The organism is Polynucleobacter sp. MWH-UH2A, from assembly GCF_018687195.1.
In the GTDB taxonomy this organism is placed as follows: Bacteria; Pseudomonadota; Gammaproteobacteria; order Burkholderiales; family Burkholderiaceae; genus Polynucleobacter.
The window spans coordinates 470,116-494,099 of record NZ_CP061321.1 but is presented as its reverse complement, the minus strand read 5'-3'; the positions used below and the strand labels follow the sequence as shown (position 1 = coordinate 494,099).

Annotated in this window: 21 protein-coding genes and 1 other RNA gene; 5 read left to right on the top strand and 17 right to left on the bottom strand. The window is 46.9% G+C overall.

Annotated elements, in window-relative coordinates:
* Positions 1-39 precede the first annotated feature (39 nt).
* Both IC571_RS02635 and IC571_RS02630 read right to left on the bottom strand, forming a co-directional pair.
* On the bottom strand, positions 40-1,692 hold the full coding sequence (locus IC571_RS02635; RefSeq protein ID WP_215317285.1) for an acyl-CoA synthetase: 1,653 nt from the start codon (positions 1,690-1,692) through the stop codon (positions 40-42).
* A gap of 33 nt (positions 1,693-1,725) precedes the next feature.
* Positions 1,726-2,646: a histone deacetylase family protein gene (locus IC571_RS02630; protein ID WP_215317284.1), complete on the bottom strand. Its 921-nt coding sequence runs from the start codon at positions 2,644-2,646 to the stop codon at positions 1,726-1,728.
* An 83-nt stretch (positions 2,647-2,729) separates the two neighbouring features.
* Here IC571_RS02630 and IC571_RS02625 point away from each other — a divergent pair, with 83 nt between their 5' ends.
* The gene (locus IC571_RS02625) at positions 2,730-3,995 is read left to right on the top strand and encodes a lytic transglycosylase domain-containing protein (protein ID WP_215317283.1); all 1,266 of its coding nucleotides are present in this window, start codon (positions 2,730-2,732) and stop codon (positions 3,993-3,995) included.
* A gap of 26 nt (positions 3,996-4,021) precedes the next feature.
* Here IC571_RS02625 and cysM read toward each other — a convergent pair whose 3' ends face one another.
* From cysM to gyrA, 15 genes are all read right to left on the bottom strand, one after another.
* Positions 4,022-4,933 carry a cysteine synthase CysM gene (cysM, locus tag IC571_RS02620; RefSeq protein ID WP_215317282.1) on the bottom strand — a complete coding sequence of 304 codons (912 nt, stop codon included), beginning with the start codon at positions 4,931-4,933 and terminating at the stop codon, positions 4,022-4,024.
* Between the two features lie 41 nt (positions 4,934-4,974).
* Entirely contained in the window at positions 4,975-5,406 is a 432-nt protein-coding gene (locus IC571_RS02615; RefSeq protein WP_215317281.1) for a helix-hairpin-helix domain-containing protein, read from the bottom strand.
* Between the two features lie 88 nt (positions 5,407-5,494).
* A complete protein-coding gene (gene rfaD, locus IC571_RS02610) occupies positions 5,495-6,514 on the bottom strand; it encodes an ADP-glyceromanno-heptose 6-epimerase (RefSeq protein ID WP_215317280.1) in 1,020 nt (339 codons plus the stop codon).
* Entirely contained in the window at positions 6,511-7,440 is a 930-nt protein-coding gene (gene rfaE1, locus IC571_RS02605) for a D-glycero-beta-D-manno-heptose-7-phosphate kinase (protein WP_215317279.1), read from the bottom strand. Before rfaE1 ends, rfaD begins: the two co-directional genes overlap by 4 nt.
* A gap of 29 nt (positions 7,441-7,469) precedes the next feature.
* Complete coding sequence (locus tag IC571_RS02600; protein ID WP_215317278.1) at positions 7,470-8,834, bottom strand: UDP-glucose/GDP-mannose dehydrogenase family protein; 1,365 nt, start codon at positions 8,832-8,834, stop codon at positions 7,470-7,472.
* A gap of 25 nt (positions 8,835-8,859) precedes the next feature.
* Positions 8,860-10,071, bottom strand: a complete 1,212-nt coding sequence (gene lapB / locus IC571_RS02595) for a lipopolysaccharide assembly protein LapB (RefSeq protein WP_215317788.1) — start codon at positions 10,069-10,071, stop codon at positions 8,860-8,862.
* A 60-nt stretch (positions 10,072-10,131) separates the two neighbouring features.
* Entirely contained in the window at positions 10,132-10,476 is a 345-nt protein-coding gene (locus IC571_RS02590) for an integration host factor subunit beta (RefSeq protein WP_173955239.1), read from the bottom strand.
* A 52-nt stretch (positions 10,477-10,528) separates the two neighbouring features.
* Positions 10,529-12,202: a 30S ribosomal protein S1 gene (gene rpsA / locus IC571_RS02585; protein ID WP_215317277.1), complete on the bottom strand. Its 1,674-nt coding sequence runs from the start codon at positions 12,200-12,202 to the stop codon at positions 10,529-10,531.
* 155 nt (positions 12,203-12,357) lie between these two features.
* Positions 12,358-13,020 carry a (d)CMP kinase gene (gene cmk / locus IC571_RS02580; protein ID WP_215317276.1) on the bottom strand — a complete coding sequence of 221 codons (663 nt, stop codon included), beginning with the start codon at positions 13,018-13,020 and terminating at the stop codon, positions 12,358-12,360.
* Between the two features lie 4 nt (positions 13,021-13,024).
* Positions 13,025-14,344, bottom strand: a complete 1,320-nt coding sequence (gene aroA, locus IC571_RS02575; RefSeq protein ID WP_215317787.1) for a 3-phosphoshikimate 1-carboxyvinyltransferase — start codon at positions 14,342-14,344, stop codon at positions 13,025-13,027.
* Between the two features lie 5 nt (positions 14,345-14,349).
* Positions 14,350-15,234 (bottom strand): prephenate dehydrogenase/arogenate dehydrogenase family protein, encoded by an 885-nt coding sequence (locus IC571_RS02570; RefSeq protein WP_215317275.1) that lies wholly within the window; start codon positions 15,232-15,234, stop codon positions 14,350-14,352.
* Entirely contained in the window at positions 15,231-16,355 is a 1,125-nt protein-coding gene (gene hisC, locus IC571_RS02565; protein ID WP_215317274.1) for a histidinol-phosphate transaminase, read from the bottom strand. Before hisC ends, IC571_RS02570 begins: the two co-directional genes overlap by 4 nt.
* Before the next feature lie 44 nt (positions 16,356-16,399).
* Positions 16,400-17,479 (bottom strand): prephenate dehydratase, encoded by a 1,080-nt coding sequence (gene pheA / locus IC571_RS02560; protein WP_215317273.1) that lies wholly within the window; start codon positions 17,477-17,479, stop codon positions 16,400-16,402.
* Positions 17,479-18,576: a 3-phosphoserine/phosphohydroxythreonine transaminase gene (gene serC / locus IC571_RS02555; RefSeq protein ID WP_215317272.1), complete on the bottom strand. Its 1,098-nt coding sequence runs from the start codon at positions 18,574-18,576 to the stop codon at positions 17,479-17,481. Before serC ends, pheA begins: the two co-directional genes overlap by 1 nt.
* A 4-nt stretch (positions 18,577-18,580) precedes the next feature.
* Complete coding sequence (gyrA, locus tag IC571_RS02550) at positions 18,581-21,274, bottom strand: DNA gyrase subunit A (RefSeq protein WP_215317271.1); 2,694 nt, start codon at positions 21,272-21,274, stop codon at positions 18,581-18,583.
* Between the two features lie 159 nt (positions 21,275-21,433).
* On the opposite strand from gyrA, the gene ompA reads away from it, so the two are divergent.
* The 4 genes from ompA to ssrA all read left to right on the top strand — a co-directional run bounded on the left by ompA (position 21,434) and on the right by ssrA (position 23,901).
* Positions 21,434-22,003 (top strand): outer membrane protein OmpA, encoded by a 570-nt coding sequence (gene ompA, locus IC571_RS02545; protein ID WP_215317270.1) that lies wholly within the window; start codon positions 21,434-21,436, stop codon positions 22,001-22,003.
* A gap of 99 nt (positions 22,004-22,102) precedes the next feature.
* Positions 22,103-22,792, top strand: coding sequence for a bifunctional 2-polyprenyl-6-hydroxyphenol methylase/3-demethylubiquinol 3-O-methyltransferase UbiG (gene ubiG, locus IC571_RS02540; protein WP_215317269.1), 690 nt, complete (start codon positions 22,103-22,105; stop codon positions 22,790-22,792).
* Between the two features lie 5 nt (positions 22,793-22,797).
* Positions 22,798-23,478, top strand: coding sequence for an HAD family hydrolase (locus IC571_RS02535; protein ID WP_215317268.1), 681 nt, complete (start codon positions 22,798-22,800; stop codon positions 23,476-23,478).
* A 64-nt stretch (positions 23,479-23,542) separates the two neighbouring features.
* Positions 23,543-23,901: a transfer-messenger RNA gene (gene ssrA, locus IC571_RS02530) on the top strand.
* The last annotated feature ends 83 nt before the right edge of the window (positions 23,902-23,984 follow it).

Here is a 23,984-nt window from a genome sequence, read left to right as displayed (position 1 = left end):
TGAGGGTAATCCTTATTTTAACGCCCCCATCATCCAAAATTAGACATCGATAGCAGCGGCTGAACCTGCTTGCTTACGCAACTCAAATTTCTGAATTTTCCCGGTTGAAGTCTTTGGCAACTCCCCAAACACAATCGCCTTGGGAACCTTAAAGCCAGCTAAATGTTGCTTGCAGTGGGCAATGATGTCAGCAGGCGTTACCTCTATACCCGGCTTTATCTCCAAGAATGCACATGGGGTCTCGCCCCATTTGGGATCCGGTTTGGCCACGACCGCCGCAGCGATTACCGCTGGATGACGATAAAGAACATCCTCCACCTCAATCGAGGAGATATTCTCTCCACCAGAAATAATGATGTCTTTACTACGATCTTTAATTTTGACGTAACCATCCGGGTTCTTCACTGCTAAGTCACCCGAATGGAACCAGCCACCTTCAAACGCTTCTTTAGTGGCTTTTTCATTCTTAAGGTAGCCCTTCATAGCGATGTTGCCCTTAAACATAATCTCGCCCATGGTCTCACCATCAGCAGGAACAGGCTTCATCGTTTCCGGATCTAATACATCAATCGCTTGTTGCATGTGATATCGCACACCTTGACGTGCATTCAAGCGAGCACGCTCACCGATATCCATATCATCCCACTCATCTTGCTTCACACAAACTGCAGCAGGACCATACACCTCAGTTAAACCATACACATGGGTTAAATCGAATCCTAACTTTTCCATACCTTCAATAATGGATGCGGGGGGCGCTGCGCCCGCAATCAGGCCTTTCACGCCAGCAGGAACGCCTGCTTTTAACTCGTCTGGTGCATTGACTAACAAGTTATGCACGATGGGCGCTGCGCAATAGTGAGTCACACCATGCTCTTTAATGGCTGCAAAAATATGTTGCGCATCAACACGACGTAAACAAATATTAATGCCTGCGCGTGCAGCAATCGTCCACGGGAAACACCAACCATTGCAATGGAACATCGGCAAAGTCCACAAATACACCGGATGCTTATTGATGTCCCAATCCAAGACATTCGATACAGCATTAATCGCTGCACCACGGTGGTGATAGACCACCCCCTTGGGATTGCCTGTAGTACCAGAGGTGTAATTTAAGCAAATCGCCTGCCATTCATCTGCAGGAACTTGCCATGCAAATTGTGGATCACCTTCGGCCAGCAATTGCTCATAAGTTAATTTACCTAGCTTCTCACCAGGCACATCAAATTCTTCTTCCTCTACATCGATTACCAAGAACTCGCGGCCGCTGTCTTTCTTAGCCATCTCCAGTGCTTTTTTCATCACACCAGAAAATTCTGGATCGACGATCACAACCTTAGCCTCGCCGTGATTCAACATGAAGGCAACGGATTCTGGGTCTAAACGGGTATTGAGGGCATTTAATACTGCGCCCGCCATTGGAATACCGAAGTGTGCTTCCACCATAGGGGGTGTGTTGGGGAGCATCACAGCGACAGTATCCCCAAGACCAACACCATGCTTTTGGAGTGCGCTTGCTAAACGACGGCAACGATCATAGGTTTGCGCCCAAGTCTGCCGTAACTTGCCATGCACGATGGCTACTTTTTTAGGGTAGATCTCAGCCGATCTCTCTAAAAATAGAAGTGGAGTAATTGGGGTGTAATTCGCTGAATTACGCTCTAGACCCTGTTCATAAATATTGGCCATCTTTTACTTTCAATAACAGTTGAATTTGTTCTATTAAATATCGGCTAAAGCTTTTACGTGAGCCACAACACTGCGACCTAAAGCAGATAAGTTGTAGCCCCCCTCTAAGCAGCTGACGATACGATTGTCCGCGTATTGATGTGCGATTTCTTTTAAACGCTTCGTAATCCATACATAGTCATCTTCTACCAATCCCATTTGACCTAGATCATCTTCGCGATGCGCATCAAAGCCCGCTGAAATAATGATGAGCTGGGGCTCGAAATTATGCAGGGCTGGAAGCCACTTTTCCTCAACAATGGAGCGCACAACATCACCGCGAGTAGCGGCCGGCAAAGGTACATTGACCATATTATTCGCGTGATCAAGACCGCTATAGGGGTAGAACGGATGCTGAAAGAAGCTGCACATCAACACACTAGGATCATTAAAGAATGCTGCTTCTGTGCCATTGCCGTGATGCACATCAAAGTCAATAATAGCTACACGCTCAATTCCATAAGTCTCCATTGCATAACGCGCAGCAATCGCAACGTTATCAAACAGACAAAAACCCATTGAACGCGTCGGCTCCGCATGATGGCCTGGAGGTCTTACAGCGCAAAATACGTTCTCTACCTCGCCTTTCATGACTGCATCTACTCCAGCGATGGCGGCACCCACTGCACGCAAAGAAGTTTGCCAAGTATGCGGATTCATAATGGTGTCGCCATCTAGCATCGCATATCCACTCTGCGGCGCCTGCTCTTTCACAAAAGCAATGTGATCCGGACTATGAACCAACTCGAGCTGGTCTTCACTAGCAAGAGGTGCATCAAGGTGGTGAAGAAAGCGGTCAATACCGCTACGGATCATCTGATCATTAATTGCCTGAATACGCTCTGGACATTCCGGATGATGACTGCCCATCTCATGTTTCAGAAAATCGGGATGAGTTATGTATCCTGTGGTCATTTACCTAAATCCTTAATCGTAAATCTGTAATTTTTATAATCTAATTAATATTGCTTAATTTATTGCTCAACTCGTTCAATCCCATGCCCCCAAATTCCCACTTGCGCATCTACTCCCTACTGCTCTTGCTTGCTCTCGGGGCCTGTTCAAGCACACCCACACAACAAAGCAATAGCCAGCAAAACATCGTAATCCAAGCGGATGATGCGAACACCGAAGCGCGCTACAGCCAAAGCCTGAATGCCTTACTGAATCAGGTATCCCAAACCCAGGAAATCCCCATTCAGACCCTAGAAATGGGCTTCTTAGATGCTAAAACGATTCCCTCCATACGAAAATTGGTATTACCCCCATCGGGAACCTTCAAAAAGAACTGGTTGGCTTACCGCAAGCGTTTCATTGAACCTGTCCGCCTAAAGGCTGGAAGGGCCTTTTTAGAGGAAAACCAAGCCTTTTTAGGCCAAGTTGAGCAAAATTATGGGGTGCCAGCTGAAGTGATTGCAGCCATTATTGGTATTGAGACGATTTACGGCCGCCAAACCGGCAATTTTCGGGTGAAAGACGTTTTATCGACCCTAGCCTTTAGTTATCCAGACACCCCAAACAAACCAGCTCGCGAACAATTATTTAAAGATCAACTACAGGAGCTAATCTTGCTGTGCTGGACCGAAGCAGGCGGTCAGTTACCGGCCAAAAATAGCGCACAAGGAATCAGTCAGGGTCGCTTCAATAGCTGCCTAAACCAGAACAGCTCCTACGCGGGTGCTATTGGCTTGCCTCAGTTCATGCCTAGTAGCATTCGGAGTTTTGCAGTCGATGGTGATGGTGATGGCCGTATTGATCTAAAACAAAGCCCCAAAGATGCTATTGCCAGCGTTGCCAACTTCATGAAAAAACATGGCTGGCAAACAGGTATGCCCATCTCCTTCCCTGTGCAAGAAAGTGGCCTGAATGCTGCCAAGGAATTGGCCGATGGCGAACCACAACTGAAACATACTGTTGCCGAGTTAATTCAAAAAGGAATTCTCAGTCCACAGCAGGGAGATTTGCAACGTGGTGGAGTGGAGCCCCAAAGCAAAGGACTCATTATTGATCTACCTTACCCAGGTAAAGATGGCTCAGATCAAGCCCAATACTTTGTTGGCTTAAATAACTTTCTGACGATCGTGCAATACAACCGTAGTTATTTCTACGCTCAAAGCGTTGCGGAGTTTGCAGAAGCTTTAGGTTACAAAAACCAAAGTGCAGTACCCGCAGAGCCATCACAGAAAACAAGTAGTTCTAAGGATGCTTCCGATAAACCTAAAAGCAAGAATAAAAAATCTAGCCCTAAGAAAAAATCAAAATAAATTAATGAATGCTTACAGCTATTATCTTAGGCCGGGAAAACACCCGTAGATAAGTAACGATCGCCGCGATCGCACACAATAAATACGATGGTGGCATTTTCAACTTGGCGGGCAATGCGCAAAGCAACCACCAAGGCACCACCTGCAGAGATACCGCAGAAGATACCCTCTTCTACCGCTAAACGTCTTGCCATATCTTCAGCATCCGCTTGCGTTACATATTCAATACGATCAACACGCTCGCCTTGATAAATCTTTGGTAGATATTCTGGGGCCCATTTACGAATACCCGGTATTTGCGAACCCTCTTCAGGTTGAGCGCCAATAATCTGAATATTGGGATTCATGGACTTCAGATAAGTTGATACCCCAGTGATCGTGCCGGTAGTACCCATCGCTGAAACAAAGTGTGTGATTTGACCATCGGTATCACGCCAGATCTCAGGGCCCGTAGTCTCAATATGCGCCCGTGGATTATCGGGATTAGCAAACTGATCCAGCAATCTACCGCGACCCTCACGCTGCAGTTGCAATGCATAGTCTCTTGCAAACTCCATGCCACCAGAGGCTGCAGTCAAAATTAATTCTGCACCATAGGCAGCCATACTTTGCCGACGCTCAATGCTTTGATTTTCCGGCATCACCAAAATCATTTTGTAGCCCAACATGGCGGCAGTCATTGCCAAGGCAATACCCGTGTTTCCACTTGTTGCCTCAATTAGAGTGTCGCCAGGTTTGATTTCGCCACGCTCTTGCGCGCGCATGATCATCGACAGCGCAGGTCGGTCCTTAACCGACCCGGCTGGATTGTTGCCCTCTAACTTACCCAGAATGACATTATTGCGATTGTCATTTTCCAATCCCGGAATACGCTGTAAGCGCACCAGAGGCGTATTGCCTACTGTTTGTGAAATGGTTAGGTAAGAAGGTCTGCTCATATGCTGATTTTAGCCGTAAGCACACCTAAACGCGAAAGGGCCTAATTTCTGCGATGTGGCGCTGCACGCTCCGATGAATTACGCCCATTAGTCTGATGACGCGAATGACGCCGGCTAGAGGCTCCACCTTCTTTTTGCGTGCGACCATTAGGCTCCCGAAAAGAGCTTGGTGCCTCAATGGTTAATCCGTTATCCACCATTTTTTCAACCGATCGCATGCCAATGCCACGCACCCTCTTTTGCAAATCATTGGCGTCCTGAAAATGACCACCATCTTGACGCTCCGCAATAATGGTTTTTGCTTTTGATGGCCCAATACCTTTAATACTCTCTAATTCCGATTGGGAAGCAGTATTGACATTAATAGGTGAAGCGTTTGCTGTGCCCAAACCCAATGCAGACATTGAGAGTACTGCTGAGACCAAGGCGGATCTCATCACATTTTTGGCACTTCCAAAATTGAAATTTTTCATACATTCTCCAGAGATAAATAAAAAATCCACGGGCACTTAGTGCGCGTAGAACATTTACAACGAAGATGTATGGATCTTGTTGACTGGCTTACAGTGGGTTAGCCAAGAAATCAGAATTTGCCTCTAACCACTCGATATAGCGACTGACGCCCTGCTCAACATTGAGGAAGGGCTCTGTATATCCAGCTGCACGCAATTTTGTTAAATCAGCTTGCGTAAAGCACTGGTATTTTCCTTTGAGCGCATCCGGAAAAGGAATGTATTCAATGGCTTTTTCTTTTACCAACTCTTGTAGGCTTGCTGGCTTCGCTTTATCCAGCTTGCGCATTGCGTTGGCTACTGCATGAGCAACATCATTAAATGGTTGCGCACGACCACTGCCTAAATTAAAGATACCGCTAATCTCTGGGTGGTCCAAGAAAAATAAATTCACTTTGACCACATCTTCAACCGATACAAAGTCGCGACTTTGCTCGCCTGGACCATAGCCCCCATATTCACCAAACAGCTTTACATGACCATTAACCTTGTACTGATGGTATTGATGAAACGCTACCGATGCCATGCGACCTTTATGTGATTCGCGTGGACCATATACATTGAAATAACGGAAGCCCACCACTTGCGCAGTATTTGCATTTTCGGCAAAACGCTTACGCATTACCTGATCAAACAAGAATTTTGAGTAGCCATAAATATTCAATGGTTTCTCATGCACCCGGCTCTCAACAAAGACGTCTGAACCACCATAAGTAGCAGCAGAGGATGCATACAGGAGCTGAACTTTTTGAGCAGTGCAGATATCAAGCAAATCCATGGTGTAGCGGTAGTTGTTCGCCATCATGAAAATGCCGTCGGTCTCCATGGTATCGGAGCAAGCACCCTCATGAAACACTGCTTTTACTTTGCCAAAACGACCACTTCTAAAAGCCTCTAAAAATTCATCTTTATCAAGATAATCAATGATGTCGAGATCAGCTAAATTACGATATTTATCAGCTGGGCGTAAATCATCAACAGCAATAATATTTTTTTCGCCACGCGCATTTAAGGCCTGAACAATATTCGCCCCAATAAATCCTGCGGCGCCAGTTACGATAATAGTCACTGTAATTCCTCTGAAGTAACGGTAGCAGTACCCAACTTACCAACCACGATTCCACCGGCACGATTTGCCAACGCCATCGCTCGCTCTAATGGCCATCCTGCTGCTAGGGCAACTGCCAAAGTAGCAATCACTGTATCACCAGCACCAGATACATCAAATACCTCTCTGGCTTGTGCTTTGACATGACTTACACCTGCCTCGGTATATAAACTCATTCCCTCTTCAGAGCGTGTCAGTAGCAATGCTTGAAGATTGAGAGACTTGCGGAGATCCTGCGCCCTCTTGGTTAGATCTGCTTCGCTAGTCCACTGACCAACCACTTGACGCAGCTCGCTGCGATTTGGCGTTAAAACAGAAGCACCACGATACTTCTCATAGTCTTCGCCTTTAGGATCAACCAAGATCATTTTGTTTTGCGCCCTTGCCTGTTCGATCATATGAGCAACTTGACCCAAAGCACCCTTGCCGTAGTCCGACAGAATGACGACATCAGCAGAGCCAACTAATTTTTCAAAGCGCTCTAATTTATGCGCAAGGGCTTTTTCAGTAGGAGCCTCTTCAAAGTCCAGACGAATCAATTGTTGTTGACGCGCAATCACGCGCAATTTCACAATCGTGGGAACTTGCGCATCAATCTCGAGCTGACTATCAACACCACCAGACTTCAGTAAATTCATCACGCGTTCGCCAGGTTCATCCTGACCCACAATCCCCAGAATAGTCGTCTGTGCGCCAAGAGCTGCCACATTACGCGCCACGTTTGCAGCGCCACCTAAGCGCTCATCAATTTTGCCAACTTGAACTACCGGCACAGGCGCTTCTGGAGAGATGCGATTGGTATCGCCAAACCAGTAGCGATCCAGCATGACATCCCCTACCACCAGCAGGCGTGCCTTAGAGAATTGTTCGCGGTTGGCTTTTTCCATATGAATCGTATTTTCTACTAATGACTTGTTTAATTATGTCGCCCAATGCCGTGGTATTCAATACCCAACTCTTGCATGGCGTGTGGCTCGTAGAGATTGCGTCCATCGAACACGATGGGGCGTGTCAATTTTTGCAGAACCACATCAAAATCAGGGCTACGGAATGCCTTCCACTCAGTGACAATAATCAATGCATCCGCACCATCAAGGGCATTCATGGGGTTATCAACCATAGAAACATTTTTCAGCCCTTGAGGGTTGCTCTGAAAATCTTGTTCTAAGGCATGCTTTGCCTCAGGCATTGCTACCGGATCATGGGCAACGATCGTTGCACCACGCTTGACTAATTCAGCAATAATCACGCGGCTGGGAGCTTCACGCATATCGTCGGTATTTGGCTTAAAGGCTAAACCCCACAATGCAAATTTCATATTAGAAAGATCTTTGCCGAAACGCTTTTCAATCTTTTCTACCAAGACATATTTCTGAATCTCGTTTACCGCATCAACGGCACCTAGAATCTTCAGTTCTCTGCCATGCTCTTTAGCAGTCTTGGATAGCGCTGATACGTCTTTCGGGAAACATGAGCCACCATAACCGGTACCTGGATACAAGAAACCAAAACCAATCCGCGAATCCGAGCCAATACCTTGACGTACTGCTTCAATATCGGCGCCCACCAGGTCTGCTAAGTTGGCCAACTCATTCATAAAAGAAATACGGGTGGCCAACATCGCATTAGCAGCGTACTTGGTTAACTCCGCACTCTTCACATCCATGTAGTAAGTACGTTCATGATGCCGATTAAATGGCGCATAGAGTTTACGCATCTGCTCTTTAGCGCGCAAACCAGCTGGTGTATTTTCTGTGCCAATCACAATACGGTCTGGGCGCATAAAGTCCTCAACCGCAGCGCCCTCTTTTAAGAACTCCGGATTAGAAACTACTGAACATAGATCAGCAGATAAACTACGCTTCTCTAGCTCCTCAGTGATAGCAGCCGACACCTTATCCGCAGTTCCTACAGGGACGGTAGATTTATCAACGATGACTTTTGGTGTGGTCATATTGCGCCCAATATTGCGCGCTGCTGCAACCACATATTGCAGATCGGCAGAGCCATCTTCATCAGGCGGAGTGCCAACCGCAATAAATTGAATATCGCCATGCGCTACTGAAGCGGCAACATCGGTAGAGAACTGCAATCTGCCCGCTGCACGATTACGCTCAATCATTTCTTTGAGGCCAGGCTCATAAATAGGCACACCACCAGAATTGAGAATCTCAATCTTCTTTGGATCCAAATCCAAACAAAAGACATTGTTGCCCTGCTCGGCAAGACAGGCGCCTGTAACCAAACCTACATAACCACTTCCAACGATCGTAACTTTCATTTCGCCTCTTATTTCTTTAATTCAATTACATTGAAGGGCCACTTGGTGCGACCCCCTCTGAGCGTCTTGGAGAGTATGCCTCCCAATGATTACAACCAGGGCACTGCCAATAGAATCGGCGAGCACGGAAACCACAATTACCACAGGTATAACGGGCCAAACTAGTAGTACGCTGACGCAAAAGATTCAGAATTGACTGCAACTCCGAAAGTCTTTCTGGGTTGGCATTGCCTTCCTCTAATGCAACGCGCGTTTCAGCAAGCTTTGATAAGGCACTCAAGCTGGGCGAATGTTGCATTACCTCAGACAACATCGTATTAGCAGCTTCTGGGCCACGAATCTTCATAACTTGCTTATGCACAATATCCAACAACTCGCCAGTAGCCTGAGTATTCAAGAGTGCGCAAAGTCGATCTAAGCCCTCAGACTCTTTGCCTAAGGCGGTATGAGCCAGCATCCAACGATCCGCCAATAGGTGCATATAAGCGGGATGGGAATCAGCCACTACACTCCATGCCTCAATCGCCTGAGCAGGACGCTCCATCGCCATTAAATAATCGCCTTGCAAAATCAGTCCGCGCGCGTGATTGGGAACCGCCTGCAAAGCACGCTGAATAGATTGCTCGGCTTCATGTAAATCTTTACGGCGTAGCGCATCTTGGGCTAGCTCGCAATGGAACTGGGCAATTTCAATGCGATGTGATTTACCTTGAAGGCCTTCGAGCTCAGAAGCAGCAATGATGGCTTTTTTCCAATCACGCTCTACCTGGTACATCTCCAGCAAACTCTCTTTTGCTGGGACAGCATACTTGCCATCCCCCACACGGTTTAAGGAGGCCTCCGCGCGGTCCAATAAACCAGCACGCAAAAAATCACGGCCTAATTCATAAGCTGCATGATCTCGATCGCGCGGCTTTAAGTCATCACGATTGGCTAAGTGTTGATGCACTCGAATCGCACGCTCGGTTTCACCGCGACGACGGAATAAATTTCCTAAGGAAAAATGCAGCTCAACAGTTTCGGGATCTAACTGCGCAATCTTGACCAAGGTCTCAATAGCTTGATCTGGTTGCTCATTTAACAAAAGGCTTAGGCCTTTAAAGGTGGAGCGCTGTTGACGCATACGCTCACGCTCATCCATGCGATTCTCCAATCGCAAGTCCCAGCGCGAAGCTAACCAGCCAATGCCAAACATGACTGGTAGCAACAATAACCAAGATGTCGCGATCTGAATCATGCCGTGCAGAATTTCAATAAAAAAATGGTCCGAATGGACCACTGAGGTTGAGCCTGAATACTAGGCACCAGTACCCTCTTTAGGGCTCGCCTGTTTCAAGGGCTTGTAATCTACTCGCTCACGCAACTCTTTGCCAGGCTTAAAGTGCGGTACACGTTTTTCTGGAATCAATACCTTCTCACCAGACTTCGGATTGCGACCGGTTCGCGCAGGACGATGATGAAGTACAAAACTTCCCACGCCACGCAACTCAATACGCTTACCTTCTGCCAAGGCTTGAGTCATTGTGTCCAACAATGTTTTTACCGCCAACTCCACATCCCTAGGTAATAGCTGCGGGAACTGTTCCGCTAAGCTCTCCACTAGTTCGGAGCGGGTAATTGCTTGTTGCTCTTGATCTGTCATGATCTATCAATAAAAAATCGCCGCCCTCCTCATGGAAAGCAGCGATATTGATTTAGCCTTGATTGTCCAATTTTGCTTTTAACAAAGCGCCCAAATTGGTTGTGCCAGACTGCGCATCACCTTGGAGCTTGCTCATTGCATCTTGTTGATCAGAGCTGTCTTTTGCTTTGATTGAAAGGTTGATCACGCGTGACTTACGATCAATATTGATGATCATGGCAGTTACGCTATCGCCTTCTTTCAATACATTGCGTGCATCTTCAACGCGATCTGTTGAGATCTCAGAAGCACGCAAGTAAGCTTCAACTTCATCAGCCAAATGAATGGTTGCACCTTTGGCATCAACACTCTTAACAGTGCCAGTAACCATCGCGCCCTTGTCATTCACTGAGGTGTAGTTATTGAATGGGTCACCAGACAATTGCTTGATACCGAGAGAGATACGCTCTTTCTCAACATCGATTGCCAAAACAGTGGCTTCAACTTCATCACCTTTTTTGTATTTCTTAACAGCCTCTTCGCCTGGCTCATTCCATGAGAGGTCTGAGAGGTGAACTAAGCCATCGATACCGCCAGGCAAGCCAATGAACACGCCGAAGTCTGTAATAGACTTGATTGCGCCAGAAAGCTTGTCGCCTTTTTGCTGTGAACGTGCAAACTCTTCCCATGGATTTGCTTTGCACTGCTTGATGCCCAAGCTAATACGACGCTTGTCTTCATCAATATCCAGAACCATCACTTCAACTTCGGTTCCTAATGCAGTAGCCTTGCTTGGAGCAACGTTCTTGTTGGTCCAATCCATTTCAGAAACGTGTACCAAACCTTCGATACCGCTTTCGATTTCAACGAATGCGCCGTAATCAGTCAGGTTGGTTACTTTGCCGAATAAACGGGTGTTTGGTGGGTAACGACGAGCGATACCAACCCATGGATCATCACCAAGCTGCTTCACGCCGAGTGAAACGCGATTCTTCTCTTGATCAAACTTCAAGATCTTCGCAGTTACTTCTTGACCAACAGTCAACATCTCGCTTGGGTGACGCACACGACGCCATGCCAAATCGGTAATGTGCAAGAGGCCATCGATACCACCGAGGTCAACGAATGCGCCGTAATCAGTGATGTTCTTAACGAGGCCAGTAACCACTGCGCCTTCTTTCAAGTTAGACATCAACTTAGCACGCTCTTCACCTTGGCTAGCTTCAACCACTGCACGACGTGACAACACAACGTTATTACGTTTACGGTCGAGCTTGATAACCTTAAACTCCATCGTCTTACCTTCGTAAGGGCTGGTGTCTTTGATTGGACGTGTATCAACGAGTGATCCAGGCAAGAATGCGCGGATACCGTTCACCATTACTGTCAAGCCGCCCTTAACCTTACCGGTAACAGTACCAGTAACGATTTCAGCTTGCTCGAGAGCTTTTTCCAAATTCAACCATGATGCCAAGCGCTTCGCTTTGTCACGGGAGAGGATGGTGTCGCCATAGCCGTTCTCAAGAGCGTCAATAGCAACAGAAACGAAATCGCCAGGAGCTACTTCAATCTCGCCAGCGTCGTTATGGAATTCTTCAACAGGAATAAACGCTTCAGACTTTAAGCCAGCGTTAACAACGACGAAGTTATGGTCGATGCGAAGAACTTCAGCCGAAATAACTTGGCCGGTCTTCATATTCGATCGGGTTAATGATTCTTCAAATAGTTCTGCAAATGATTCAGACATGTATATTCACTTTGTGCCGCCAGAAGGCCTGACGGGTTAGGTTAAAAAAGCCTTAAAGAAACACGCTAATGAAATAATCGCGTTGTGGAGTTTCTTAAGACGCCAAAACTACTACTTACAACTACAGCTCACTACGTACTGCCTACAAAACTGAGTTAAGCAATCGCAGATTGATACCAATCCAAGACTGACTTAACTGCTTGATCTATCGATAAATCTGATGTTTCGAGCACTTTTGCACCGTCTGCGACTAACAAGGGGGCAGTGCCTCTACTGCTATCTCTGGCATCACGCTCCTGCAAATCATGCAGCAAGTCCTCTAGTTTAGCAGAAATTCCCTTAGCTATCAATTGCTTATAGCGACGCTCAGCTCTTGCAGCGGCTGTTGCGGTGAGGAAAACCTTCAAAATTGCATCTGGAAATATGACACTAGCCATATCGCGACCATCGGCCACCAAGCCAGGGGATTGCCGAAAACTGCGCTGCAAGCCCACCAAGGCAGTCCGTACCTCTGGGTGAACTGCCACCGCAGACGCTCTCAAGCCGATGTTTTCTGCTCGAATAGCCTCAGTCACACCCTCATTATTCAAGAAAACTTGATTATTTTTGAATGAAATCAGTAACTTAGGAACCAAAAGGCCTAATTCAGGGCCATTTTTGGCATCAATTCCTTGTTTTTCGCTCGCCAAAGCTACTAAGCGATACAAAGCTCCGCTATCCAGATAGTGAAAGCCCAGCTTCTGAGCCACCAAAGAAGCAACCGTACCTTTTCCGGAGGCGGTAGGTCCATCAATCGCAATGACTGGAAACTGACTCATAGGATTACGCTACTACCGTCGCAAATTCTGTGAAATACGTCGGGAAAGTTTTTGCCACGCAGTTCGGATCATTAATTTTCAGAGCATTAGGCCCAAAGGCAGCTAATGAGAAACACATTGCCATGCGATGGTCATCGTATGTGTCAATACCCTCGCTTGGAGATTTCCAATCACTGAATGATGCTGGCGCCTGGACCACAATGTAGTCAGCACCTTCCTCAACGATTGCGCCAACTTTTTTTAACTCTTTCGCCATCGCTGCAATACGATCAGTTTCCTTCACACGCCAGCTCGCAATATTATTTAAACGAGTTGGTCCATCAGCAAATAATGCAGCAACTGCTAAAGTCATTGCAGCGTCTGGAATTTCAGTGCAATCTAAAGTAATGCCATTGAGTTTGCCGCTGGCATTTCTTACGCCAGCCACTTCTATCCAGCCCTCACCAGCAGTAATCTGGGCACCCATCAGCGCGAGCGCATCAGCAAATGCCACATCCCCCTGAATACTGTCTTTACCGACACCCAATACTTTGACAGGGCCAGTACCAATAGCGCCAAGTGCCAAGAAATATGACGCAGAAGAAGCATCCCCTTCAACAGATAGCTGACCTGGGCTCTTATAAACTGCATCCGATGTTTTTGCTGGGATAACGAATGATTGCTGATCAGGACAAGCAACATTAACGCCAAATCTAGCCATCAATTTCAAGGTGATATCAATATAAGGTCTTGAAATCAATTCGCCCACTACTTCAATTCGCACTGGCTCAGTTGCAACCAAAGGCAAAGCCATGAGCAATGCGGTCAAGAATTGGCTCGATACATCGCCGCGTACTTTAACTACATCCTGAATATGAATCGGTGAAGCTAAGATTTTGATAGGTGGGTAACCTTCTTGTAATTCATATTCAATCTTGGCGCCAACCTGACGCAAGCCATCAACCAAATCCCGAATCGGTCTTTCATGCATACGCGCGATACCTGATAGGCGATAGTTCCCACCCTGCATTGCCAAAGCAGCGGTCAATGGTCGAATAGCGGTGCCTGCATTGCCCATAAAGAGATCTGCATCTTGCACAGGAAATTTCCCACCACAACCCTCCACTACGCAAACATGATTTGCTTGATCTATCACCGTTAAGCCTAACTGGCGCAGTGCATTACGCATCACTTGAGTGTCATCGGCATCCAACAGATTCTTGAGCGTAGTTGTTCCAGAGGAAAGTGCCGCAAGCAATAGCGCACGATTAGAAATACTCTTCGATCCGGGCAACACAATTGAGCCTTGCGCTCGCTTGAATGGGCCAATGCGAATATCAGGCATACCACTCATTCAGTTGCATCCAAATCTTGGCGCGCTTTACTTGCCTTGTTGAATAACTTCTCTAAGCCGGCACCATCATTTTCCGCAATCAATTTACGCATATGATTGACGATCAATAAGTACTGATCAAACTCTTTCAGAATGGCAGTGCGATTACCAAGGCAAATATCTCGCCACATCTCTGGGCTAGAAGCGGCAATGCGTGTGAAATCCTTAAATCCTGCGCCCACATGATCTAACTTCTGCTCTGCATCTTCAGAGTTCACTACGCTAGCCATTAAAGCGTAAGACAAGATATGCGGTAAATGTGAGACTGCGGCATAAATAGCGTCATGCTGAACAACGCCAATTTTCTTCACAACCGAGCCAACTGACTCCCAGAATCCGGCGATTAAAGCAGTGTCTTCTGGTGAGTTTTCCTGTAGGGGGCAAATGATGGTTTGCTTTCCTTGGAACAAATCTGCTTTAGCTGCACTAGCCCCATGTTGCGCACCGCCAGCAATCGGATGTGCAGGCATAAACTGGCAAGCCTTCTTTCCCAAAACTTCTTTGGCCGCCAAAATAACATCGCCTTTAGTGCTGCCGGCATCTGTAATCATGGTGCGTGACTCAAGAAGAGGCTCCATAACCTCGAAGGCTGCTCGCATTTGCGCTACAGGCACACAAAGCACAATGACATCAGACTGCTTTGTGGCTTCCACCAAATCCACTACGCCATCAATCGCACCCATTTTTTGCGCTTGATCTAAATTTTCTTTACTGCGACCAACACCCAAAACCTTTGTGACCACTCCTGCTTTTTTAAGAGCCAAGCCAAGCGATGCGCCAATAAGACCAACACCCACAATGGTGACGGTGCCGTAGTTGCTAGCTGGATTAATGATGGTCATTCGCCCGCCAAAATTGCTTTCAATGCATCAATAAAGGCTGCATTCTCTTCTGGCAAACCAATTGAGATACGCAACCACTGGGGCAAACCATAGTTACCAACTGGACGAACAATAATGCCGCGCTTGAGTAGAGCTAAATTCATGCGTGCTCCCGCTTGATCATCATCACCCACCTTAACCAACACGAAATTACCAGCTGATGGCAAATAACGAAGGCCTAGTTGATCAAATGCTTTGGTCAACTGCTCGTAACCAGCGCAATTGAGCTCAAAACCTTTTTGCAAAAAAGCCTTGTCCTGAAAAGCGGCAATCGCAGCCGCTTGCGCGAGACTATTTACATTAAATGGCTGACGAATGCGATTTAATAAATCCGTTAAATGGGGTTGAGCAACACCATAGCCAATACGCAAGCCTGCAAGGCCATAAGCCTTAGAAAAGCTGCGCGACAAAATCATATTCGGGAAACGCTTCACCCAAGCAATTGCGTCATAGCGCTGTTCAGGCGTGAGATATTCGTTATAGGCCTCATCCAACACAACTACAACATGCGATGGCAGCGCCACTAAAAAGTCTTCAATCTCTTTTGCAGTGAGATAGCTTCCTGTGGGATTGTTGGGGTTCGCTACAAAAACCAATTTTGCTTTGTCACCTGCAGCTTTAACGGCGGCCAACATCGCTGGCAAATCATGTCCGTAGCTTGGAGTTGCCGCAACCTCTACTGCTTTTGCCCCAACGGCCTGAGTAGCAAGCGGATAAACAGCGAATGCATGCTTCGAGAAAATGACTTCATCACCGGCCTGAGCAACTGCGCGCGCAGCCAATTCCAAAATATCGTTACTACCATTACCCAGCGTGATCCAATCTGATGGCACACCCAAGGAGGGAGATAAAACATTCTTTAACTCAAATCCATTGGAGTCCGGATAACGGCCTAAGTCACTTGCAGCTTTGAGCATGGCATCTTGCGCAGACTTTGGCATTCCCAATGGATTTTCATTGGATGCCAACTTCACGATCTTGTTTTCGTCTAGACCGTATTCGCGCGCAACTTCGCTAATGGGACGGCCGCCAACATAAGGAGCAATCGCATGAATGTGTTTTAGACCAATCTTAGAAGTCATTTGGCTGAACTATTGTTTTACTAAATTTGAAATTGACTAATTGATTACGCAGAGTGCGGATATGAACCTAAATTCTTATAGAAAGCCGCAACACCTTTTAACTCTTCAAGTGCCTTGATCACCTTTTCATCATCCGCATGGCCTGCGATGTCGATATAAAAGTGGTATTCCCAAGTGCCTTTGCGGGCTGGACGAGATTCAAAACGATTCATAGAGACGCCATGCTTTGCCAATGGAGCAAGCAAGCGATGAACTGCACCTGGTTGATTGTCTACAGACAACACCAATGAAGTTTGATCTTTACCAGTAGGCTGACAAGCATAGTTGCCGACTACAACAAAACGGGTACGGTTATGTGGGTCATCCTGAATTTGCGCAGCTACAGCTTGTAAGCCATATGCCTCTTGCGCAGGATCACCAGCGATTGCTGCCAAAGTTGGGTCATTGGCAGCTAGACGCGCTGCTTCTGCATTGCTACTCACTGCCTGACGCTTTAAATGGGGCGCATGCACGCTTAACCACTGCTGGCATTGGGCCAGAGCTTGTGCATGAGCACAGACAGTAGTCACTCCATCTAAATTGCCACTCTTTGTCAGCAAATGATGACGAATAGGCAAAACAACCTCTCCACTAATTCGCATGGAGGAATCCAATAGCAAATCTAGTGTGCGAGAAATTGCGCCTTCACTTGAATTTTCAACGGGCACAACACCGAATTGGGCCGCGCCCTTTTCAACCGACTTAAAAACCTCATCCAAACTAGCGCAAGGTAAGCCCGCTATTGAATGGCCAAAATAGGTTTGTGCCGCTTGCTCAGAAAATGTCCCTACTGGTCCAAGATAAGCAATTGTTTGACGCGCTTCTAAGGCGCGACAAGCGGACATGACTTCACGCCAAATTGCCGCAATGCCATCCGGCAACAATGGCCCTTGATTAATCTCCTGTAAACGAGCAACTACTTGACGCTCACGCTCAGGACGAAATACCGGTGAAGAAAAGCCGCCCTTAACATGGCCTACCTCTTGAGCGGCTTTGGCGCGCTGCGTTAGCAAATCCAAAATCTGCGCATCAAGTGCATCAATTTTTTCACGTAATGGCGCTAGGCGCTGTTCTTCAGTGCTCATTAGGCCCGCCTTTCAAAGTCGCGCATAAATTCAATTAGAGCCTTAACGCCCTCAACTGGCATTGCGTTATAAATGCTGGCACGCATGCCGCCAGCCGCTTTATGGCCACGCAAAGCAACGAGCCCAGCAGCATTCGATTGCGCCAGAAACTCTGCATTCAAATTCTCATCTTTCAAGAAGAAAGTCACATTCATACGTGAACGATATTCTTTAGTAACGCGGTTTTCATACAAACTGCTTTGATCTAAGAAGTTGTAAAGTAAATCCGCTTTTTCTTGATTGCGCTTTTCAATTGCTTTTACGCCACCCTGTTTTAAGAGCCACTTAAACCCAAGGCCTGCCATATAAATGGCAAATGTAGGAGGCGTATTGATCATGGATTGTGTATTGGCTTGTATAGCCCAATCCCAAATGGTTGGCGTAATACCCATGCTATGGCCAATCAGGTCTTTGCGAATGATCACGATCGTGACGCCCGAAGGGCCAATGTTCTTTTGCGCCCCGCCAAACCAGACGGCGCATTTATTTACATCCATCTCTTTAGAAAGGATGTTGCTAGAGATGTCGGCAACCAATGGAATGCCTCCAACATCTGGCACATCAGGAAACTCAACGCCGCCAATGGTTTCATTAGCGCAGTAGTGCACATAGGCGGTATCACTGGATAAGTTCCAACTCGATCTCGGTGGAATCGTATTAAATTTCTCCGCAACCGATGACGCTGCTAAATTTGCAGCCCCGTACTTCTGCGCTTCTTTATAAGATTTTTCAGACCAAACACCAGTCACTAGAAAATCTGCCTTGGGGCCATTCTTTGCCAAAGGCATTAAGTTCATTGGAATCGCTGCATTTTGTCCGAGACCGCCACCTTGTAATAACAAGATCTCATACGTGTCAGGTATGTGCATCAAGGTGCGTAGATCTCGCAAAGTCTCTTCATAGACTTCCATGAACTCTTTGCTGCGATGGCTAATCTCCATCACGCTAGCACCGAGACCATGCCAGTTCAACATCTCACTAGCAGCCCGCTTCAACACCTCCTCAGGCAAGGTAGCAGGCCCCGCAGCGAAATTAAAGATGCGGCGGTCAAAAGTCATGGCGTTACTGGTCTTGATCAGTTGCTGGATCTACAGATGCATCAGCATCTTCAACATCGTCTGCGTCCTCATCATCTGAGTCACTCTCAGCAATACGCTGCAAACCAGATAAACGAGTGCCCTCATCGACATTGATCAAGGTGACGCCTTGAGTGGCGCGACCCATCTCACGAATCTCAGATACACGAGTACGAACTAGAACGCCACCAGTCGTAATCAACATGATTTGATCTTCTGGTGAGACTAGAGCGGCAGCAACAACTTTACCGTTACGCTCAGATGTCTGAATTGCAATCATGCCTTTCGTACCGCGACCATGACGGGTGTATTCAGCGATTGGAGTGCGCTTACCATAACCGTTTTCGGTTGCGGTAAGCACGCTACTTGGGATGGCAATGCCATTAGCATCCACCACCGCTGCTTGCGCACCCTCTGCAGCTTCTGCAGGCGCTACCAACATGGCGATCACTTGATGTCCTTCACCTAAATTCATGCCACGCACACCGCGTGCAGTACGGCCCATTGGGCGTACATCGTTCTCATCAAAGCGAACTGCTTTGCCTGCATCCGAGAACAACATTACGTCATGCTGACCATCGGTAATCGCAGCGCCTACCAAGAAATCATTCTCATTGAGGTCAACCGCAATAATGCCGGCCTTACGTGGGTTAGAGAAGTCAGACAAGCGGGTCTTCTTCACTGTACCTAAACGGGTGGCCATGAAGACATAGTGATCATCTTGATAACCATTGATTGGCAGAATCACAGTGATTTTCTCGCCTTCAATCAATGGGAACATATTGACGATTGGCTTGCCACGTGAAGTACGACTTCCTTGTGGAACTTCCCATACCTTTAGCCAATACATACGACCCCGGTCTGAGAAACACAAAATCGTGTCATGCGTATTTGCTACGAACAGAGTGTCAATCCAGTCCTCGTCTTTTGTAGCTGCAGCTTGCTTACCGCGACCACCGCGTTTTTGCGCGCGATATTCGCTGAGCGGCTGACTCTTCATATAGCCCGTATGAGAAAGTGTCACCACCATATCTTGTGGAGTGATCAAATCTTCAGTGAAGAGTTCGGTTGCATTCATCTCAATAAATGAACGACGACCGTTGTCTGTGCCTGCAGCGCCAAATTCAGATTGAACCTCTTTGAGTTCATTCTCAATAACTTGCGTTACGCGCTCTGGCTTTGCTAAGAGATCTAATAAGTCCGCAATTTCTGCCATGACTTCTTTGTACTCATTCACAATCTTGTCTTGCTCAAGACCTGTCAAACGTTGCAAACGCATCTGCAAAATTTCTTGCGCTTGACTGTCTGAGAGACGATAGAGACCAGTGCTTTGCATGCCGTACTCTGCCAGCAGACCTTCTGGGCGATAAGCGTTGCGGCCGCCGGGTGTATCACTCTCAGCACGCGCTAGCATCTCGCGCACCATTGAAGAATCCCAAGCCTTACCCATCAACTCTTGCTTAGCAACCACTGGGTTTGCAGCCGCTTTAATAATCGCGATGAACTCATCGATATTGGCTAACGCAACAGCTAAACCTTCAAGAACGTGACCACGTTCACGCGCTTTACGTAATTCAAAAATCGTACGACGTGTCACCACTTCGCGACGATGTTGCAAGAAGTACTCCAACATTTGCTTCAAGTTCAACAAGCGTGGCTGGTTATCTACCAATGCCACCATGTTCATACCGAAGTTATCTTGTAATTGAGTGCTCTTGTATAAATTATTGAGAACAACTTCAGGCACCTCGCCACGCTTGAGTTCAATCACAACTCGCATGCCGGATTTATCTGATTCATCGCGCAAATCAGAAATACCTTCAATCTTTTTCTCATTCACTAGCTCAGCAATACGCTCGAGCAAGTTTTTCTTGTTTACCTGATAAGGCAACTCATCCACGATGATGGCTTGACGCGCACCCTTGTCTAGATCTTCAAAGTGAGTCTTCGCACGCATCACCACGCGGCCGCGACCTGTGCGGTAGCCCTCACGAACCCCCTGAAGGCCATAAATAATGCCAGCGGTCGGGAAATCCGGGGCTGGAATGATCTCAATTAGCTCATCAATCGTGCATTCTGGGTTGTGAAGCACGTGCAAACAGGCCGTAATCACCTCATCCAGGTTATGGGGAGGAATATTAGTTGCCATGCCCACAGCAATGCCAGAACTGCCATTTATCAGCAAATTCGGGACTTTGGCGGGCAAAATCAGGGGTTCTTTCTCGCTACCGTCATAATTTGGCCCAAAATCGACGGTTTCCTTGTCCAAATCGGCCAAAAGCTCATGAGCGATCTTGCGTAGACGGATCTCGGTATACCGCATTGCAGCAGCGTTATCGCCGTCTACGGAGCCAAAGTTACCCTGGCCGTCAACTAGCATATAGCGCAGAGAGAAATCCTGGGCCATACGGACAATGGTGTCATACACCGCAGAATCACCGTGCGGATGGTATTTACCGATTACATCGCCAACTATACGGGCAGATTTTTTGTAAGCTCGGTTCCAATCGTTGTTTAATTCATACATCGCATACAAGACCCGGCGGTGAACCGGTTTGAGGCCGTCACGCACGTCTGGCAGGGCTCTGCCGACGATGACGCTCATTGCGTAGTCCAAATAGGACCGCCGCATTTCGTCTTCGAGGGATATTGGTAGTGTTTCTTTAGCGGCTTGTTCCATCTAGAAATAATATCATTTTGATGACAGAGGGGCGCTATGCTAAGATTCTGTCAGTTTGTACGAAATTGAGATGTGTCGCTTTGCAGTTTTGGCTTTAAGGTAGGGCGAATTACATTTAAGTTTGACTTTAATTAAAAAAGAGATTTTTGAGGACTAAAAATGAACAAAACCCTAAGAGTGCTGCTTGCTTCTGTTATCACCGTTTCTGCTTCTGCAGCAATGGCTTCTGACAACTGGGAAAACGGCAACGGCTCCCTAAACTGGAAAAACGGCGACGGCACATTGTGCTGGCGTGATAACAACTGGACACCTGCAACTGCAGCTAAGGGTTGTGACGGTGCGTTGACTGGTGGTGCAGCTGCTGGCGTTAGCCAAAGCAAAATCACTTTGCAAGCTGACACACTTTATGACTTCAACAAATCTGATTTGAAACCAGAAGGCAAAGCTACTTTGGACAAAATCGCTGCTGACTTGAAGAAAATCAAGTTGGAAGTGATCATTGCTGTTGGTAACACAGACAGCGTTGGTACAGATGCATACAACATGGCCCTCGGTCAGCGTCGTGCTCAATCTGTTAAGACATACCTCGTAAGCAAGGGTGTTGACGGTAGCCGCATCTACACAGAATCTAAAGGCAAGAGCAATCCAGTTGCATCTAACGCAACTGCTGAAGGCCGTGCTAAGAACCGCCGTACAGACATCGAAGTTGTTGGTACAGCAGCTAAGTAATTCACTTTACTTGTAAAAAAGCCCGCTTCTAGCGGGCTTTTTTATTTCCGCTATATTCATCACATACACATTCTTTTTTGCATTAACAACAAACTCAACATGAACGTCGATCAATCTGAAATCGCCAAATTTAGCGCCCTAGCCCATCGTTGGTGGGATCCCAATAGCGAATTCAAACCATTACATGCCATTAACCCATTGCGTTTAAATTGGATTAAATCGTTTGTGTCGCTTGAGGGCAAAAAAGTACTTGATGTAGGTTGCGGTGGTGGCATCTTGGCTGAATCTATTTCTCAATCGGATGCGGAAACAACTGGTATCGATTTATCTGAAAAAGCACTCAAGGTTGCAGAACTTCACGCATTAGAAGTTGGCGCCAATCTCACCTATCGCTCGATTTCAGCAGAAGCTTTAGCCGATGAACAACCCGAGCAATATGACGTGGTCACTTGCATGGAAATGCTAGAGCACGTGCCAGATCCGGCTTCTGTTGTGCGAGCCTGCGCCAAACTCTGCAAACCAGGCGGTACTCTATTTTTTAGCACGCTGAATCGTAGTCCTAAATCCTACTTATTTGCGATTATTGGCGCGGAGTACATCCTAAAATTACTCCCCAAAGGGACTCACGAATACGCTAAATTCATCAAGCCCTCTGAATTGGTTGCGTTTACTCGCCAAGCGGGATTAGAGATGCTCGGCATGAAAGGCTTGAGCTACAACCCTCTTACTCAGGTCTACAGCCTAAGCGATGATGTGGACGTGAATTACATGATTGCGGTTCGTAAATGAGTCGCATGAGTCTTTTTAGCAGTCCATTTGATGGGGTATTTTTTGATCTGGATGGAACTCTGGCCGATACCGCTCCAGACCTAGTCGCTGCAACAAATAAGTTGTTAACGGCTCGGAATCTTGATCCAAAGCCTTATGAATTCCTTCGGCCCTATGCCTCCGCAGGCGCTAGAGGATTGCTAGAGGGTGCTTTTGGAATTGGTACGGACCACCCAGACTTCATTGCTTTAAGAGATGAATTCTTCTCTAACTATGAAAAAGCATTGCTCGTTGAAAGCAAATTGTTTGAAGATATTGAACAATTACTGAATCAAATGGATCAAGCCAATCTTCCTTGGGGAATCGTAACCAATAAAAGCCAGCGTTTTACCAATCCACTGGTTGAGCTCATGGGCTTACATCAAAGATCAATTTCAACAGTCTCCGGCGACACCACGCCACACTCCAAGCCGCATCCAGAGCCGATCTTGCACGCAGCTAGATTGGCCAATATTGATCCTACAAAATCACTTTATGTTGGCGACGATATACGTGACGTTGTTGCTGGTAAAGCTGCCGGTATGAAAACAGTAGCGGCGGCATACGGATATTGCGGCTGCAAAGAGCCTCCAGAAGCTTGGGGGGCGGATTACCTCATTAATTCCCCTCTAGAGTTAGTCAAAATCATTTTTCCCAATAGGGATTAAAGCAACATTCCCAAGCAAATTAAGGCTAGCGGCTTTAAAATGAGAGTTCTTATGCGTGAGCTCCGGGGTCGACATGGTTTCGACGTGGATTGCAAAGCATCAAGGGCATACCGAGGACCCGTTATCTCGTAAATCAATGGGAATGTAATAACTGCTAACGACGAACGTTACGCACTAGCCGCTTAATTGCGGTTGCCCCTGAACTGATTCTCTCTTGGGTCAGGTAGCGCAAGCTACATCAGGGTCATATACAAGAGATAAGACTATTTTGAGTCACGAAGAATAGTACGAAAACTTAGTGAATCGTCAGCGAGAAACGTGTCAATCCGTGCCTAGCTGATTAAATTAAATGATATGACTAAGTATGTAGAACTTGTTGTGGAGGATTTGCGGACGCGGGTTCGATTCCCGCCGACTCCACCATTTTGAAGTCTGTAACAGTCCAACGCCACCCACCAGGGTGGCGTTTTGCTTTATAGATAAAGGCCTGTACGTCCATTGTGGTC